Below are 15,152 nucleotides of genomic sequence, written 5' to 3' on the forward strand. Positions count from 1 at the left end.
CACCCCGGAACATCGCGTCCCGCAGCCCGAACACACCGGTCGCGGCGGCCAGTTCCTGGAGCAGACGGAGCGTCTCGTCGGTGACCAGGTGCTTGGAGTAATCGAGGTGGAGGTCGCCCACCTGGAGCGTGTACCGGGTGCCGCGCGCCGGATCGGCGGCGAACAGCTCCCGCAGCCGGGCATCCGCCAGCTCCTCCCGGTGCTTGGCGAGAGCGGTCCACTCGGGCGTCTGGTCGAGCCTGGTACGGCCGTGAGCGTTCATATCCGACTTCAGCCTTCTTTCGTGCCTGTCCCAGGTGTTCCAACCTAATTGATCAGCCGCCCGTGCGAGCGGTCATGACGCCCTCCTCGTGGGCGGCGACGGATCTCTCCGCCCCGCGGACCGGTATCAGCGCGACGACGGCCGCGCCGAACAGGACGGCCGCGAGCAGAGCGGGCGCGTTGAGGCCGGCCAGACCGGCCGCGGCCCCGCCGAGGAAGGCGCCGAGCGGGGCACCGGAGGTCGACGCGGTGCGGAACGCCGAGGAGACCCGGCCCGTCATCGCCTCGGGGCTGCGGTGCTGCATCAGGGTGACCTGGTTGACGTTCCACACCATGGTCATCGCGCCGAGCAGCACCATCCCGGCGACCAGCGCGGACACCTGCCGCACGGAGCCGATGAGCAGCAGCGCGGCCGTCTGGACCGCGCAGCCGAGGAGCAGGGCCCGGACCCGGCCCGTGCGGGCCGCGATCCGCTGGGCGAGGAAGCCGCCCGCCAGCGCGCCGGCCGAGTACGCCGTCATGGCGGCGGCATAGCCGGTGTCGCCCGCGTCCAGCCAGCGGGTCACGTGCAGGGCCAGCGTGGCGATCAGGGCGCCCATGCCGATGTTGCACAGCAGGGTGGCCGCGCAGACCGCGCGCAGCACCCGGTCGCGGCCCAGGACGCGCAGGCCCGCGCCGATCTCGGCGCGCAGGGTGCTGCCGGCCGGGCGTGGCGCCCGCCCGGGCGGCGGTCTGCGCAGGGAGGCCACGAGAGCGGCGGCCACCAGATAGGTGCCCGCGTCGGCCGCGAACGGCAGGAACGCCCCGGCGGCCAGCAGCAGCGGCACGAACGGGCCCGCCAGCAGTCCCCCGGCGACCTGCTGACCGGTCATCAGCCGGGCGTTCGCGCTGCCCAGTGCCGCGCGCTGCACCAAGGACGGCAACAGGGCCGTGGCGGCGTTGTCGAAGAGCGTCTGGAGCGCGGTGAGCGAGAAGGCGAGGGCGATCAGCAGCGGGACACCGGCGTGTCCGAGGCCCACCGCGAGGGCGAAACCGGCGACGAGCAGGCCCCGCACGGTGTCCACCAGCCACATCGCCCGCCGCTGGTCGACGCGGTCAGCGAGGGCGCCGCCGAGCAGCCCGAAGAGCAGCCACGGCACATAGCCGCAGGCGGAGACGGAGGCGACGAGGAACGGATCGTCGGTGAGGCGCACGGCGAGCAACGGCAGCGCGGACGCGCGCAGCGCGTCACCGAACCGGGAGATCACGGCGGCGGTCCACAGCCGCCCGAATCCCCCGCGCCAGGACGGTGCGCTCCTGCTCTCCACCGCGACCACTGCCACCCGTTGCCCCCCGAGATGCGCCGATGCACACACCGTAGAGGGCACCACTGACAATCGACGGGCATCGGCCGGCCGCGGGCGGCGCAGACGGCTCCGGCCGGGCGCCCGTGGGCACCCGGCCGGTGACAAGTCCTAGATCTCGCCTCGGAGTTTGGCGAGCGCCTCGGCGAGGATGGCCTCGCCGTCCGCGTCGCTGCGCCGCTCGCGTACGTACGCGAGGTGCGTCTTGTACGGCTCCGTGCGCGGCGGGGCCGGCGGGTTGTCCCGGTCCTGACCGGCCGGGAAGCCGCAGCGCGGGCAGTCCCAGGTATCGGGGACCTGCGCGTCGCTGGCGAAGCTGGGCTGCGTCTCGTGCCCGTTGGAGCACCAGAAGGAGATGCGCAGACGCGGTGCGGACTCGCCGCGCTCGGCCTCGCCCATCGGCCCCGCCCCGACCCGGCTACCTCGGATCGCGTTGCCACTTGCCACGGTCGTAACTCCCTGCGTGATGGTGCCGCGAAGCTAGTCGGCGTTTCGCTTCGCCGCGAGCGCCTCAGTCTACGTAAGGCCCAACGCGCGTCCAGTGATTGGAGTTACCGGCCCCCCACACCAAGACGCAAGCCCCATGATAGGCCGCGCCCGGGGGCGCGTACCGAACATGGGGCTTTACGTGTGGAATATGCGGCATGTGCCGGACGTTCGGCCGGTTCGCGCCGTGCGCGCCCGCCCGCGTCGGCCGTGCTACTTCATCACCATGCCGAGGACGATGACGCACGCGAACCACAGCAGACCGATCACGATGGTGATCCGGTCGAGGTTGCGCTCGGCGACCGAGGAGCCGCCGACGGAGGACTGCATGCCGCCACCGAACATGTCGGACAGGCCGCCGCCCTTCCCCTTGTGCATCAGCACCAGCAGCATCAGCAGCAGGCTGAAGATGATCAGGGCGATCGAGAACCCCAAAACCACGGCTGGACCAACTTCCTCGGATTCGGATGGACGACGGGGGCACAGCGCTTCGGCTGTGCCCCCGCAAGAGTACGACGTATCGCCGCTACCGCCTACTCACGGCGGGGTCACTGATCGCGGAAGCGCACGATCTTGACGAACTCGTCGGCGTCCAGCGAGGCGCCGCCGATCAGGGCGCCGTCGATGTCGGGCTGGGCCATGATCTCGGCGCAGTTGCCCGACTTCACCGAGCCGCCGTACTGGATGCGGACCTTGTCGGCCACGTCCTGCGTGTACAGCTCGGCCACCTTGGCGCGGATGGCGGCGCAGACCTCCTGGGCGTCCTCGGCGCCGCACACCTTGCCGGTGCCGATGGCCCACACCGGCTCGTAGGCGATCACGACGGTCTCGGCCTGCTCGGCCGGCAGGTCCTTCAGACCGCCCTCGACCTGGGCGAGGGTGTGGGTGACGTGGTTGCCCGCCTCGCGGACGTCCAGCTCCTCGCCCACGCACAGGATCGGGGTGAGGCCGTGCTTGAAGGCGGCCTTGACCTTGGCGTTGACCAGCTCGTCGGTCTCGTGGTGGTACTGACGGCGCTCGGAGTGGCCGATCACCACGTAGGTGCACTTCAGCTTGGCCAGCATCGGCCCGGAGATCTCGCCGGTGTAGGCGCCGGAGTCGTGCTGCGAGATGTCCTGGGCGCCGTACTTGATCTTGAGCTTGTCGCCGTCGACCAGGGTCTGCACGGAGCGCAGGTCGGTGAAGGGCGGCAGTACGGCGACCTCGACGGCCTCGTAGTCCTTGTCGGCCAGCGCGAAGGCCAGCTTCTGGACGTGGGCGATGGCCTCGAGGTGGTTGAGGTTCATCTTCCAGTTGCCCGCCATCAGCGGCGTGCGCCCGGAGAGATTGGATGCTGCCAAGGGTCAGTCCTCCAGTGCGGCGAGGCCGGGGAGCGTCTTGCCCTCGAGGTATTCGAGGGAGGCGCCGCCACCGGTCGAGATGTGGCCGAATGCGTTCTCGTCGAAGCCGAGCGTACGCACGGCCGCGGCGGAGTCGCCGCCGCCGACGACGGTGAAGCCGTCCGACGCGACGAGTGCCTGGGCGACCGCCTTGGTGCCCTCGGCGTAGTCGGGGTGTTCGAAGACGCCCATCGGGCCGTTCCAGAAGACGGTCGCGGCGTCGGCCAGCTTCGCGGCGTACAGCTCGCGGGTCTCCGGGCCGATGTCCAGGCCCTCCTGGTCGGCCGGGATGGCGTTCGCGGCGACCGTGGTGGGGTGGGCCGGGGCCTTGGTCTTCAGGTCCGGGAACTCGGGCGCGACGAGGACGTCGACGGGGAGGACGAACTCCACGCCGCGCTCCTCGGCGCGCTTCAGGTACTCCTTGACCGCCGGGATCTGGTCCTCCTGGAGCAGGGAGATGCCGACCTCGTGGCCCTGGGCCTTGAGGAAGGTGTAGGCCATGCCGCCGCCGACGAGGATGCGGTCGGCCTTCTCCAGGAGGTGGTCGATGACGCCCAGCTTGTCGGAGACCTTGGCACCGCCGAGCACGACCGCGTACGGCCGCTTCACGTCGTCGGTGAGCTTCTTCAGGACGCCGACCTCGGTGGCGATCAGGTAGCCGGCGTAGTGCGGCAGCCGGGCCGGGAGGTCGTACACGGAGGCGTGCTTGCGGTGGACGGCGCCGAAGCCGTCGCCCACGTAGACATCGGCGAGGGCGGCGAGCCGGTCGGCGAACTCCCCGCGCTCCTCGTCGTCCTTGGACGTCTCGCCCGGGTTGAAGCGCAGGTTCTCGATGACCGCGACCTGGCCCGGCTGGAGGCCGTCGACGGCGTCGTGCGCGGCCGGGCCGACGGTGTCCTGTGCGAAGGCGACCGGGGCGCCGAGCAGTTCACCGAGTCGCTCGGCCGCGGGCAGCAGCGAGAAGGTGGGGTCCGGGGCGCCCTTGGGGCGGCCCAGGTGCGAGGCGACGACCACCTTGGCGCCCGCCTCGGCGAGGGCCTTGACGGTGGGCAGGACGGCGCGGATGCGGCCGTCGTCGGTGATCGTCCCGTCGGCCAGCGGCACATTGAGGTCGGCGCGGACGAAAACCCGCTTGCCGCTCACGCCGTCGGCGAGAAGTTCGTCGATCGTCTTCATTGAGTGGACTCCAAAGGAGGGCTCTTGGTGCACCTGATCGTAAAAGGGCGCGCTCGGTACGTGAGAGCAGGGCCCGGGCAGCGCGGCGGTGCGCTGGCCGGGCCCTGCTCTCACTTCGTGGTCCTGCTGTTTGCGATCAGAGCTGGTTGCCGACGAAGACCGTGAGGTCCACAAGGCGGTTGGAGTAGCCCCACTCGTTGTCGTACCAACCGATGACCTTCACGTTCTTGCCCTCCTGGACCATGGTCAGGGAGGAGTCGAAGGTGCAGGACGCCGGGGAGTTGACGATGTCGGAGGAGACGATCGGGTCCTCGGTGTACTCGAGGAGACCCTTCAGCTCGCCCTCGGCGGCCTTCTGGAAGGCGGCGTTGACCTCTTCCTTGGTGACCTCGCGGCCGAGCTCGATGACCAGGTCGGTGACCGAGCCGGTCGGGACCGGGACGCGCATGGCCATGCCGTCCAGCTTGCCCTTGAGCTGCGGCAGGACCAGGGCGGTGGCCTTGGCGGCACCGGTGGTCGTCGGGATGATGTTCTCGGCGGCGGCACGGGCGCGGCGCAGGTCCTTGTGCGGGAAGTCCAGGATGCGCTGGTCGTTCGTGTACGCGTGCACCGTGGTCATCAGACCCTTGACGATGCCGAAGTTCTCGTCGAGGACCTTGGCCATCGGCGCCACACAGTTGGTGGTGCAGGAGGCGTTGGAGATGACGTTGTGCTGCGCCGGGTCGTACTGGTCCTGGTTGACGCCCATCACGATGGTGATGTCCTCGTCCTTGGCCGGAGCCGAGATGAGGACCTTCTTGGCGCCGCCCGCGATGTGCTTGGCGGCGTCCTCGCGCTTGGTGAAGATGCCGGTGGACTCGATGACGATGTCGACACCCAGCTCACCCCACGGGATGTCCGCCGGGTTGCGCTCGGACAGCACCTTGATGGTGTGGCCGTCGACGGTGATCGTGTCGGCGGTGTGGGACACCTCCTGCTTGAGCCGGCCCAGGATGGTGTCGTACTTGAGCAGGTGAGCGGTGGTCGCGGTGTCACCCAGGTCGTTGACAGCCACAACCTCGATGTCCGCACCCTGCTCCAGCAGCGCGCGGAAGTAGTTACGCCCGATGCGGCCGAAGCCGTTGATGCCTACGCGGATCGTCACGAACCGATCTCCTCGTTGGTACGCCGGCCATGCGGTGCCGGCGAGCTGTATTTGGGATGTCCCCGACCACCCCCGACCCTACCTCTCTGAGGGCCCCTGGGTGACATCGAGACGCCCCATACACGGGCAGGCGGTCCGTACCCGTCAGTAGGGGTACGGACCGCCTCGGATCGGCAACGTAATCATCCGCGTTTGTCACGGAATACGGGGCACTCTGGGCGCCATTTTCACTCGTTCGTGAGCGGGTCGGCTCACATGAGGAACGCCTGTTCCGCGCACCGTTGAGAGAGGACTCCGCTCACCTGTCGAGCGCGGCGAACGCCTTCCTCAGCAGAGCCGTCCGGTCGGCCGCCGACGCGAGCTGTTCCAGACCGAAGCCGAGCAGCACGGTGTCGTCCGTGGTGACCGCGCCGTAGGTCCGGAACAGGGTCCCGGTGCGGGTCCAGTCCTTCAGGACCGCCGGGCTGCCCGGGGGCGGTCCCGCCGCCCGCCAGGCGCCCAGCGAGGTCTCGAAGCCCTCGGTCTCCCGCGCCGTGCCGCCCACGACCAGCGAGGCGTCGTCGGCGAGGACACCGTGCCCGCCGCTGCCCGGGTCGGTGATGTAGGCGAGGGAGACCTCGACGGACTTCCCGGCGTACGCGCTCAGGTCGAAGTCCACCCGCTGCCAGCCGGCCGAGCGGCCGGTGAGGCTGTTCCAGAAGCCGGTCGTCCCGCTCGCGGCGCAGGAGTTCCCGGCCAGGGTCAGATAGTGCTTCAGCCACGGGTGCTCGCCGATCAGGAACCCGCCCCCGCACTCGTCCGGCACCGCCGTCCGCGTGGCCCCGCCGCTGTCCGGCAGGGTCGTCCAGTCGTCGGCGCCCACGGTGTGCGCCTCCACCACCGCGTGGTCGTAGCCCGGCTCGGTGTCCCACAGCAGCCGTGCGCTCAGTGCCGGCCTGTCGGCGGCCGTGACACCGGTGAGGTCGAGGGTGCGGGTGAGGCGCTTGTAGGCGTCGTCGGTGTGCACGGCGGCGGCCATGGAGGTGCCCGCGTACGGCCCGTAGGGGTTGACCGTCCCGGCGAACGTCCCCGCGCCCGCGCTCGCGAACTGCGGGTACGCGGCGACCGGCAGTTCGTCGGAGGTGACGCCGTACGTACCGGCCCGGTCCAGCGGGTTGCCGGGCGCGTCGCCGAGGGCGCCGGTGAAGCCGTCGAGCGCGCCGGAGCCGGTGAAACCGGTGGCTCCCTTCGTCGAGGTCCGGCTGTAGGCGCCCAGGTAGTACTGGCTGAAGTCGTCCGACAGGGTGCCGTCGCCGAGGTCGACGCTGCCGCCGGCCAGCTCGCCGGCCTCGATCAGCCTGCCGCCCTCGTTGAGGTAGGCGCGCAGCGCGAGCTGGGTGGCGTTGCCGGGGCCGTCCGCTGCGGAGTAGTGCACGACCGTCCGGAAGTGGCCCAGCACGCCGAGCGGGTCCGGGGCGCCCTGCGCGGCCACGTCCCAGACCAGGGCGCGGTGTCCGGCGGCTCTCAGCGCGTCCGCGTACGTCCGCGCCTGTGTGGCCGCCGCGCCCTCCTCGGCGACCACGAGCGTGTCCGCCCCCGGCCGCTTCGCGACGGTGTACGTGAAGTGGGTGCTGGAGACCTTCCTGCCGCTCCCGGTCTCGCCGGTGAACCACACCTCGACCTTGTCGCCCGGCTCGCCGTCTTGCACCTTGGCGCGGTACTCGTCGAAGTACAGGTTGTCCTCGCCGCCGTAGGTCTCGCCGCCCCGCCAGGGCCGCAGCGCCTGGTCGAGCGTGCGGCCGCCGTTGACGCGGTACTTCAGCTCCTTGTCCCGCAGCGCCTTGCGGACGACGACCGAGACCCGCTGGTCCGCGCCCCGGGAGTACGACGTGGTGAACGCGGCCGGGGTGAAGTCGGCGGCGTCCAGACCGACCGGGGAGGCCGGCCGGTCGGGGTGCGCGGCGGTCTCGGCGACGGCGAGCGCGAACGGGATGTTCTTGGCGAACTCCCGCTGGATCAGCTTCTCGTCGTCGGGGAAGTTGAAGACCGACTGGCAGTCCTGGCTTCGCCAGGCGTCGTCCGGGTCGCTGTCGGACGCGGTCTGACAGGTCGACATCTCCGGAGTGAACATCGCCATGCCGTTGACGTTCGACGCGTGGCCGTCCGCCTCGCCGTTCGTGGTGTACAGCTCCGAGGAGACCTGCGAACGGTAGCCCGGGATGGCCGGGTTGGCGGGCGTGCCGGCCAGCGCCCGGTAGAGGACGTCGTCGGGGGTGGGAGTGGCCACCTGCCAGCCCACCCCGTAGAGGAGGAGTTCGGCGGCGGAGTGGTAGTTGATGCCGTACCGGAAGCCGACGCGCTTTTCGAAGGCGTCCAGGGCCTTGGTCTCGGGTTCGGAGCCGGGGCTCGCGCCGCGGTAGGTCTGGCTGGTGGGGTTGGGGGACGAACCCTCGTCGTCGTAGCCCCATTTGTAGGGGAAGTTGCGGTTGAGGTCGACGCCGTCGCCGGTGCCGATGACGCCGTCGCCGTTGACGTCCCGCAGGTTCTTGCGCCACAGACGGGTGCCGGAGTCCTGGAAGGTGTAGTCGTAGCCGTCCGGGTTGGCCGACAGGACGAACCACAGTTCGGTCGAGTCGACGAGCCTCTTGACGCGCTTGTCGCTCGTGTAGTGGTCCAGGTAGTAGTGCATCAGCCGCCGGGTCATCTCCGGGGTGATCCACTCGCGCGCGTGCTGGTTGGACATGTAGAGCACGGCCGGCCGGGAGCCGTCCTCGGACTTCTTCGCGTTCCGGGTCAGCTTGAGCGCGAGGATGTCCTGGCCCTTGACGGTCCTGCCGATGGACTCGACCTTGGTGAGGTTGGGGTGGACCCGCGCGGTGCGGAGGATCTCCTCCTTCAGCCCGCCGCTCGCGCCGTACGGACGGAACACGCTCTGCGCGGCGTCCTCGGTCCGGGCCTCCGCCTTGGCCGACAGGGTGTGCTCGGTGAGGGCGACGCCCTGCGCGCGCAGATGCGCGGCCTGCCGGTCGGTGAGGTAGACCTCGACCCGGGTCCGGCCGCCTCCGGCCGCCTGCCGGCCGAGTTCGTGGCCGTCCTGGCCGGCCTGGAGCAGCAGGGGTACCTGCTTCTTGGTGACCTCGGCCTGGAAGACCTTGACCTCGTCCGGCCCGGACGGCGCCGGGTTCCCACTCCGCGCCTGGGCCGTGGGTGCGAGGACGGCTCCGCCGATCACCAGCGCGCCGACAGCGAGGATCGATCTCACTCTGTGTCTCATGAACCCCCCTACAGGTGGTCCGCAACAGCGGCGAACAGAGGCCAGGCTCATGTCACTCGGTGACCGAGTCAAGAGTGCCTCGCGGACGGGTGGTGTACGAGTGAGAGGTGGTACCGGTGGGCCGGATTACCAGCCTTTGGCGGCGACCGGGAGGACGGCTGAGGGGACTTGACGGGGGCTCAGTGACGGCTGAGTGGGCAGTAGCCGTCGGTGGCCGCGGGCCGGGGATGCGCCTGGGCACCGGCCGGTGTGCGTGACCGGACGCGCCGGGCCGGATCTGGTGCGCGTGACCGGACTTGCCGGGCAGGGTCTGCTCCCCGTGACCGGGCTTACCGGGCAGCGGCCGGTGTGGGTGGACCGGACTTGCCGGGCGGTGGCGGGGGGCGCGGGCCGGAACCGCCGGGCGGGGCGGCAGTGGCCGGTACTCGTAGACCGGGCTCGCCGGGCAGGGTCTGCTGCGTGTGACCGGACTTGCCGGGCAGCGGCCGGGGCCGGCCGGAGGGGGGTGCCTGGGCGGTGGCCGGTGCCGATGGGCTGGTGGCTGCCTCGGCACCGGCGGGGCGGGCGGGCCGGGTCAGCCGGCGAGGTTGTCCGCCAGCTCCTCGCTGAGGTTGGCCTCCGTACCCGGGATGCCCAGGTCGGCGGCGCGCTTGTCGGCCATCGCCAGCAGCCGGCGGATACGGCCCGCGACCGCGTCCTTCGTCAGCGGCGGGTCCGCGAGCGCGCCCAGTTCCTCCAGGGACGCCTGCTTGTGCTCCATGCGCAGCCGTCCGGCGGCGGCGAGGTGCTCGGGAACCTCGTCGCCCAGGATCTCCAGGGCGCGCTGGACCCGGGCGCCGGCGGCCACGGCGGCACGGGCCGAGCGACGCAGGTTGGCGTCGTCGAAGTTGGCGAGCCGGTTGGCCGTGGCCCGCACCTCGCGGCGCATCCGGCGCTCCTCCCAGGCCAGCACCGACTCGTGCGCGCCCAGCCGGGTGAGCAGCGCGCCGATCGCGTCACCGTCCCGGACGACCACCCGGTCCACGCCGCGCACCTCGCGGGCCTTCGCGGCGATGGAGAGTCTGCGGGCGGCGCCGACCAGCGCGAGCGCCGCCTCCGGGCCGGGGCAGGTCACCTCCAGGGAGGAGGAGCGGCCGGGCTCGGTCAGCGAGCCGTGCGCCAGGAAGGCCCCGCGCCAGGCCGCCTCCGCGTCACAGGTCGCCCCGGAGACCACCTGCGGGGGCAGCCCGCGGATCGGCCGGCCCCGCCCGTCGACCAGGCCGGTCTGCCGGGCGAGCTGGTCGCCGCCCGCGACGACCCGTACGACATACCGCGAACCGCGGCGCAGCCCGCCGGGCGCCATCACGATCAGCTCGGAGCTGTGCCCGAAGATCTCCAGGATGTCCCGCTTGAGCCGGCGCGCCGCCATCGCGGTGTCCAGCTCGGCCTCGATCACGATGCGCCCGCTCACCAGGTGGAGACCGCCGGCGAAGCGCAGGATGGCGGAGACCTCCGCCTTCCTGCAGCAGGTCCGGGTGACGGGGAGCCGGGAGATCTCGTCCTTCACCGCTGCCGTCATCGCCATGGGCCGATCCTTCCATGCATCCGAAAAATACGGTCGTACGCGGCGGCCAACAGCTCCGGGTCGTGCCGGGGTGTTCCGTCGGGCCGGGCCACCGGCGCCAGCTCGACCGCGGCTCCCAGCCGCTTGGCGGCCTCGGTGAGCGAGTCACGGTCGGGCACGGCGGCCTCGTCGGCCAGCACCACGTCCAGGGCGAGTTTAGGGGCGTGTCGCCCCAAAACCTCCAAATGACGCTGCGGTGAGAAGCCCTCGGTTTCTCCCGGCTGCGGCGCCAGGTTCAAGGAGAGCACCCGGCGCGCCTTCGTCTCGGTGAGGGCGTCCAGCAGATCGGGCACCAGCAGGTGCGGGATGACCGAGGAGAACCAGGAGCCGGGGCCCAGCACCACCCAGTCCGCGTCCAGGACCGCCGCGACGGCCTCGGGGACGGCGGGCGGGTCGTTGGGCACGAGGTGCACCGACTGCACCTCGCCGGGCGTCAGGGCGACGGTGGCCTGCCCGCGCACCGTGTCCACGTCGTCCGGGCGCTCCGGGTCATGCCCCTTGACCAGGGCCTGGAGCTCCAGCGGCACGGCGGACATGGGCAGCACGCGGCCGTGCGCGCCGAGCAGCTTGCCGACCAGGTCCAGCGCCTGCACATGATCGCCGAGCTGCTCCCACAGGGCGACGATCAGCAGGTTGCCGACCGCGTGCTCGTGCAGATCACCCTGGGACTGGAAGCGGTGCTGGATGACCCGGGCCCAGGTCTGGCCCCAGTCGTCGTCACCGCACAGCGCAGCGAGCGCCTTGCGCAGGTCGCCGGGCGGCAGCACGCCCAGCTCGTCGCGGAGCCGGCCGCTGGAGCCGCCGTCGTCGGCCACGGTGACGACGGCGGTGAGGTCGCCGGTGATCCGGCGGAGCGCGGCGAGCGACGCGGACAGGCCCATGCCGCCGCCGAGCGCGACCACCTTGGGCTGGGCGCCGCGCCGGCGGGGCCGGCCCCCGCGGGCCTCGACCGGGCGGCCGGAGCGCGCCTCGGGCACCATCCGGCGCAGTCTGCCCAGCCGCGGTGTACGTTCCGTCATTCCCGTCCCATGTCCCGGTGTACGACCACCGTCTCCACGCCCTCGGCCGCGAGACGCGCGGCGAGCTTCTCCGACATCGCGACCGAGCGGTGCTTGCCTCCGGTACAGCCGATGGCGATGGTCACATACCGCTTGCCCTCGCGCCGGTAGCCGGCGGCGATCAGCCGCAGCAGCTCGGCGTACCGGTCGAGGAACTCCTTGGCGCCGGGCTGGTTGAAGACGTAGGCCGCGACCTCCTCGTTGACGCCGGTGTACGGGCGCAGCTCCGGGACCCAGTGCGGGTTGGGCAGGAACCGCATGTCCGCGACCAGGTCGGCGTCGACCGGCAGGCCGTACTTGAAGCCGAAGGACATCACGGTGGCCCGCAGCTCGGGCTCCTCCTCGCCCGCGAACTGGGCGTCCATCTTGGCGCGCAGCTCGTGCACGTTGAGGCTGGAGGTGTCGATCACCAGGTCGGCGTCGCCGCGCAGTTCGCGCAGCAGTTCCCGCTCGGCGGCGATGCCGTCCACGATGCGCCCGTCGCCCTGGAGCGGGTGCGGGCGGCGCACCGACTCGAAGCGGCGGACCAGGGCCTCGTCGGAGGACTCCAGGAAGACGATCCGCCGGGTGACGCCCCGGGTGTCCAGGTCGGCGAGGGATTCGCGCAGGTTGTCGAAGAAGCGCCGGCCGCGCACGTCCACGACGACCGCGATCCGCGCCACGTTGCCCTGCGAGCGGGCGCCCAGCTCCACCATGGTGGGGATGAGGGCGGGCGGGAGGTTGTCCACGACGAACCAGCCGAGGTCCTCCAGACACTTGGCCGCCGTGGACCGGCCGGCTCCGGACATACCGGAGATGATCACCAGCTCGGGAATGGCGGCCTCGCCGGCCCCGGCTGTCTCGCTGCCCGTACTCACCTGTGCTCCGTTGTCCTGGCCCGCGCCCTGACCGGCGTCGGTCCGGGCCGTGTCCTGGCCCGTGTGCGGCCGGGCTGTGTCCTGGCCCGTGTCCTGCCGGGCCGTGTCCTGCCGGGCGGCGGCGCCGCCCGTGGTGCCGTCCGTCTGATCTCGCTGCGCTGTGGGCTGTGCGTCGTGCTCCGTCATGTCTCCTGCCCCCGTCGTTCGTCCGGGACGCCCGCGGTCACGGGCTCCCCCGAGGAACCCCCCGTCGTACCGGGTTCCTCGTCCTCAATGATCTCTCCGGTCGCCGTGTTCACGGCAGGTGCGGCCGGGGCCGCCTGGGCGAGGGCCACGGCGATGGTCTCGGCCGTCTTCCGGCCTATCCCGGGCACTTCCTGGATCTGCTCGATTGTGGCGGACCGCAGCTTCTTCACCGAGCCGAAATGCTTGATGAGCGCCTGTTTGCGCGTCTCGCCGAGGCCGGGGACGTCGTCCAGCGGGCCCGCGCGGAAGCGTTTGGCCCGCTTGGTGCGCTGATAGGTGATCGCGAAGCGGTGTGCCTCGTCGCGGACGCGCTGGAGCAGGTAGAGGCCCTCGCTGGTACGGGGCAGGACCACCGGGTCGTCCTCGCCGGGCACCCAGACCTCCTCCAGGCGCTTGGCGAGACCGCACACGGCGATGTCGTCGATGCCCAGTTCGTCCAGGGCCCGCCGGGCCGCCGCGACCTGCGGCTGACCGCCGTCGACCACCACCAGCTGCGGCGGGTAGGCGAACTTCCTGGGCCGGCCGTCGTCGTCCTTGAGGGAGTCGGTGATCACCTCCGGACCGCCGAGCGCGCCGTCGCCGCCCGCGAGGGCACCCTCGGCACCGGCGAGGACGCCTTCGGCGCCGGAGCCGCCGGCGAGGGCGGCCGACAGGGCGGAGCCGTCCGCTCCGGAACCGTCGGAGCCGTCCACCCCGGAACCGTCGGCCCACTCCCCGGTGCGTTCCTTCTCGGCGAGGTAGCGCCGGAACCGGCGGGTGATCACCTCGTGCATGGACCGGACGTCGTCCTGGCCGGCGAAGCCCTTGATCTGGAAGCGGCGGTACTCGCTCTTGCGCTGCAGCCCGTCCTCGAAGACGACCATGGAGGCCACCACGTCGTCACCCTGGAGGTGGGAGATGTCGTAGCACTCGATCCGCAGCGGGGCGCTGTCCAGGTCCAGGGCCTCGGCGATCTCCTCCAGCGCGCGCGAGCGCGTCGTCAGGTCGGAGGCGCGCTTGGTCTTGTGCAGCGCGAGGGCCTGCTGGGCGTTGCGCTGCACGGTCTCCATGAGGGCCTTCTTGTCGCCACGCTGCGGTATGCGCAGCGACACGTTCGCCCCGCGGCGGGCGGCCAGCCAGTCCTGGACCGGCTCGACCGGCTCGGGCAGGGCCGGGACCAGCACCTCCTTGGGCACCGCGTCCCCGCTCTCCTCGCCGTACAACTGCTGGAGGGCGTGCTCGACCAGGGCGCCGGTGGTGACCTCCTCGACCTTGTCGGTCACCCAGCCGCGCTGACCGCGGACCCGGCCGCCGCGCACGTGGAAAATCTGCAAGGCCGCCTCCAGCTCGTCTTCGGCGACGGCGATGAGGTCGGCGTCGGTCGCGTCGGCGAGCACGACCGCGTTCTTCTCCATGGCCTTCTTCAGGGCCCCGATGTCGTCGCGCAGGCGGGCCGCCCGCTCGTACTCCATCTCCTCGGCCGCCTCCGTCATCTGCTTCTCCAGACGGCGGAGGTAGGTGCCGGTGCGGCCGGCCATGAAGTCGCTGAACTCCTCGGCCAGCTCCCGGTGGTCCTCGGGTGTGACGCGGCCGACACAGGGCGCGGAACACTTGCCGATGTAGCCGAGCAGGCAGGGGCGGCCGGTGCGGGCGGCGTTCTTGAAGACACCGGTGGAGCAGGTGCGCACCGGGAACACCCGCAGCAGCAGGTCGACGGTGTCCCGGATGGCCCACGCGTGGGCGTACGGCCCGAAGTACCGCACGCCCTTCTTCTTGTGACCGCGCATCACCTGCACCCGCGGGAACTGCTCGTTCATCGTGACCGCGAGGTACGGGTAGCTCTTGTCGTCGCGGTACTTGACGTTGAACCGGGGGTCGTACTCCTTGATCCAGGAGTACTCCAGCTGCAGCGCCTCGACCTCCGTGGACACCACGGTCCACTCCACGGACGCGGCGGTGGTCACCATCGTCCGGGTGCGCGGGTGCAGGTTCGCCAGGTCCTGGAAGTAGTTCGCCAGGCGCTGGCGCAGGCTTTTCGCCTTTCCGACGTAGATCACCCGGCGGTGCTCGTCGCGGAACCTGTACACCCCGGGAGAGTCCGGGATCTCACCCGGCCTGGGGCGGTAGCTGGAGGGGTCGGCCATGTCTCACACCCTACTGGCGAGCACCGACACCGCGTCGGGCCTGTGGATAACCCCGGCCCGGTGCTGCGGGCGGCGGTGGCCCGCGGGGGCCGTGGGACGCGCCGCGAGAGTGTCGCCCGGCAGACGTCTCGCGCCGGCCGTCGGGCGCCTCGCACCGGCACGCCGCCCCCTCCAAGGTCCTGGGCCGGTGCCCGCGAAGCCGGCCCCGGACATCCGGTGGACG

11 protein-coding genes and 1 pseudogene are annotated in these 15,152 nt (G+C 71.5%); all 12 read right to left on the minus strand.

Annotated elements, in window-relative coordinates; all coding sequences use genetic code 11:
* A pseudogene (locus tag ACH4OA_RS32580) lies at positions 1–262 on the minus strand (glucose-6-phosphate isomerase); the annotation flags it as partial.
* 52 nt (positions 263–314) lie between these two features.
* The gene (locus ACH4OA_RS32585; RefSeq protein ID WP_397973034.1) at positions 315–1,508 is read right to left on the minus strand and encodes an MFS transporter; all 1,194 of its coding nucleotides are present in this window, start codon (positions 1,506–1,508) and stop codon (positions 315–317) included.
* A gap of 207 nt (positions 1,509–1,715) precedes the next feature.
* Positions 1,716–2,051 carry an RNA polymerase-binding protein RbpA gene (locus ACH4OA_RS32590; protein WP_010352468.1) on the minus strand — a complete coding sequence of 112 codons (336 nt, stop codon included), beginning with the start codon at positions 2,049–2,051 and terminating at the stop codon, positions 1,716–1,718.
* Between the two features lie 252 nt (positions 2,052–2,303).
* Positions 2,304–2,531 (minus strand): preprotein translocase subunit SecG, encoded by a 228-nt coding sequence (secG, locus tag ACH4OA_RS32595; RefSeq protein WP_365872673.1) that lies wholly within the window; start codon positions 2,529–2,531, stop codon positions 2,304–2,306.
* A 107-nt stretch (positions 2,532–2,638) separates the two neighbouring features.
* Positions 2,639–3,394 carry a triose-phosphate isomerase gene (tpiA, locus tag ACH4OA_RS32600; protein WP_365872741.1) on the minus strand — a complete coding sequence of 252 codons (756 nt, stop codon included), beginning with the start codon at positions 3,392–3,394 and terminating at the stop codon, positions 2,639–2,641.
* Positions 3,395–3,433: 39 nt separating this feature from the next.
* A complete protein-coding gene (locus ACH4OA_RS32605) occupies positions 3,434–4,645 on the minus strand; it encodes a phosphoglycerate kinase (RefSeq protein WP_397972980.1) in 1,212 nt (403 codons plus the stop codon).
* A 136-nt stretch (positions 4,646–4,781) separates the two neighbouring features.
* The gene (gene gap, locus ACH4OA_RS32610; protein WP_365872677.1) at positions 4,782–5,789 is read right to left on the minus strand and encodes a type I glyceraldehyde-3-phosphate dehydrogenase; all 1,008 of its coding nucleotides are present in this window, start codon (positions 5,787–5,789) and stop codon (positions 4,782–4,784) included.
* Between the two features lie 298 nt (positions 5,790–6,087).
* Positions 6,088–9,042, minus strand: coding sequence for a M14 family zinc carboxypeptidase (locus ACH4OA_RS32615; protein WP_397972982.1), 2,955 nt, complete (start codon positions 9,040–9,042; stop codon positions 6,088–6,090).
* A gap of 574 nt (positions 9,043–9,616) precedes the next feature.
* Positions 9,617–10,606: a DNA-binding protein WhiA gene (whiA, locus tag ACH4OA_RS32620; protein WP_030583311.1), complete on the minus strand. Its 990-nt coding sequence runs from the start codon at positions 10,604–10,606 to the stop codon at positions 9,617–9,619.
* Complete coding sequence (gene yvcK / locus ACH4OA_RS32625) at positions 10,597–11,664, minus strand: uridine diphosphate-N-acetylglucosamine-binding protein YvcK (protein WP_365872681.1); 1,068 nt, start codon at positions 11,662–11,664, stop codon at positions 10,597–10,599. Before yvcK ends, whiA begins: the two co-directional genes overlap by 10 nt.
* On the minus strand, positions 11,661–12,746 hold the full coding sequence (rapZ, locus tag ACH4OA_RS32630; protein WP_397945792.1) for an RNase adapter RapZ: 1,086 nt from the start codon (positions 12,744–12,746) through the stop codon (positions 11,661–11,663). Before rapZ ends, yvcK begins: the two co-directional genes overlap by 4 nt.
* A complete protein-coding gene (uvrC, locus tag ACH4OA_RS32635; protein WP_397940792.1) occupies positions 12,743–14,929 on the minus strand; it encodes an excinuclease ABC subunit UvrC in 2,187 nt (728 codons plus the stop codon). The genes rapZ and uvrC overlap by 4 nt, the downstream gene beginning before the upstream one ends.
* Positions 14,930–15,152: the final 223 nt, after the last annotated feature.

Origin of the sequence: Streptomyces sp. NPDC017095 (genome assembly GCF_044332325.1) — a bacterium.
Lineage (GTDB): Bacteria > Actinomycetota > Actinomycetes > Streptomycetales > Streptomycetaceae > Streptomyces.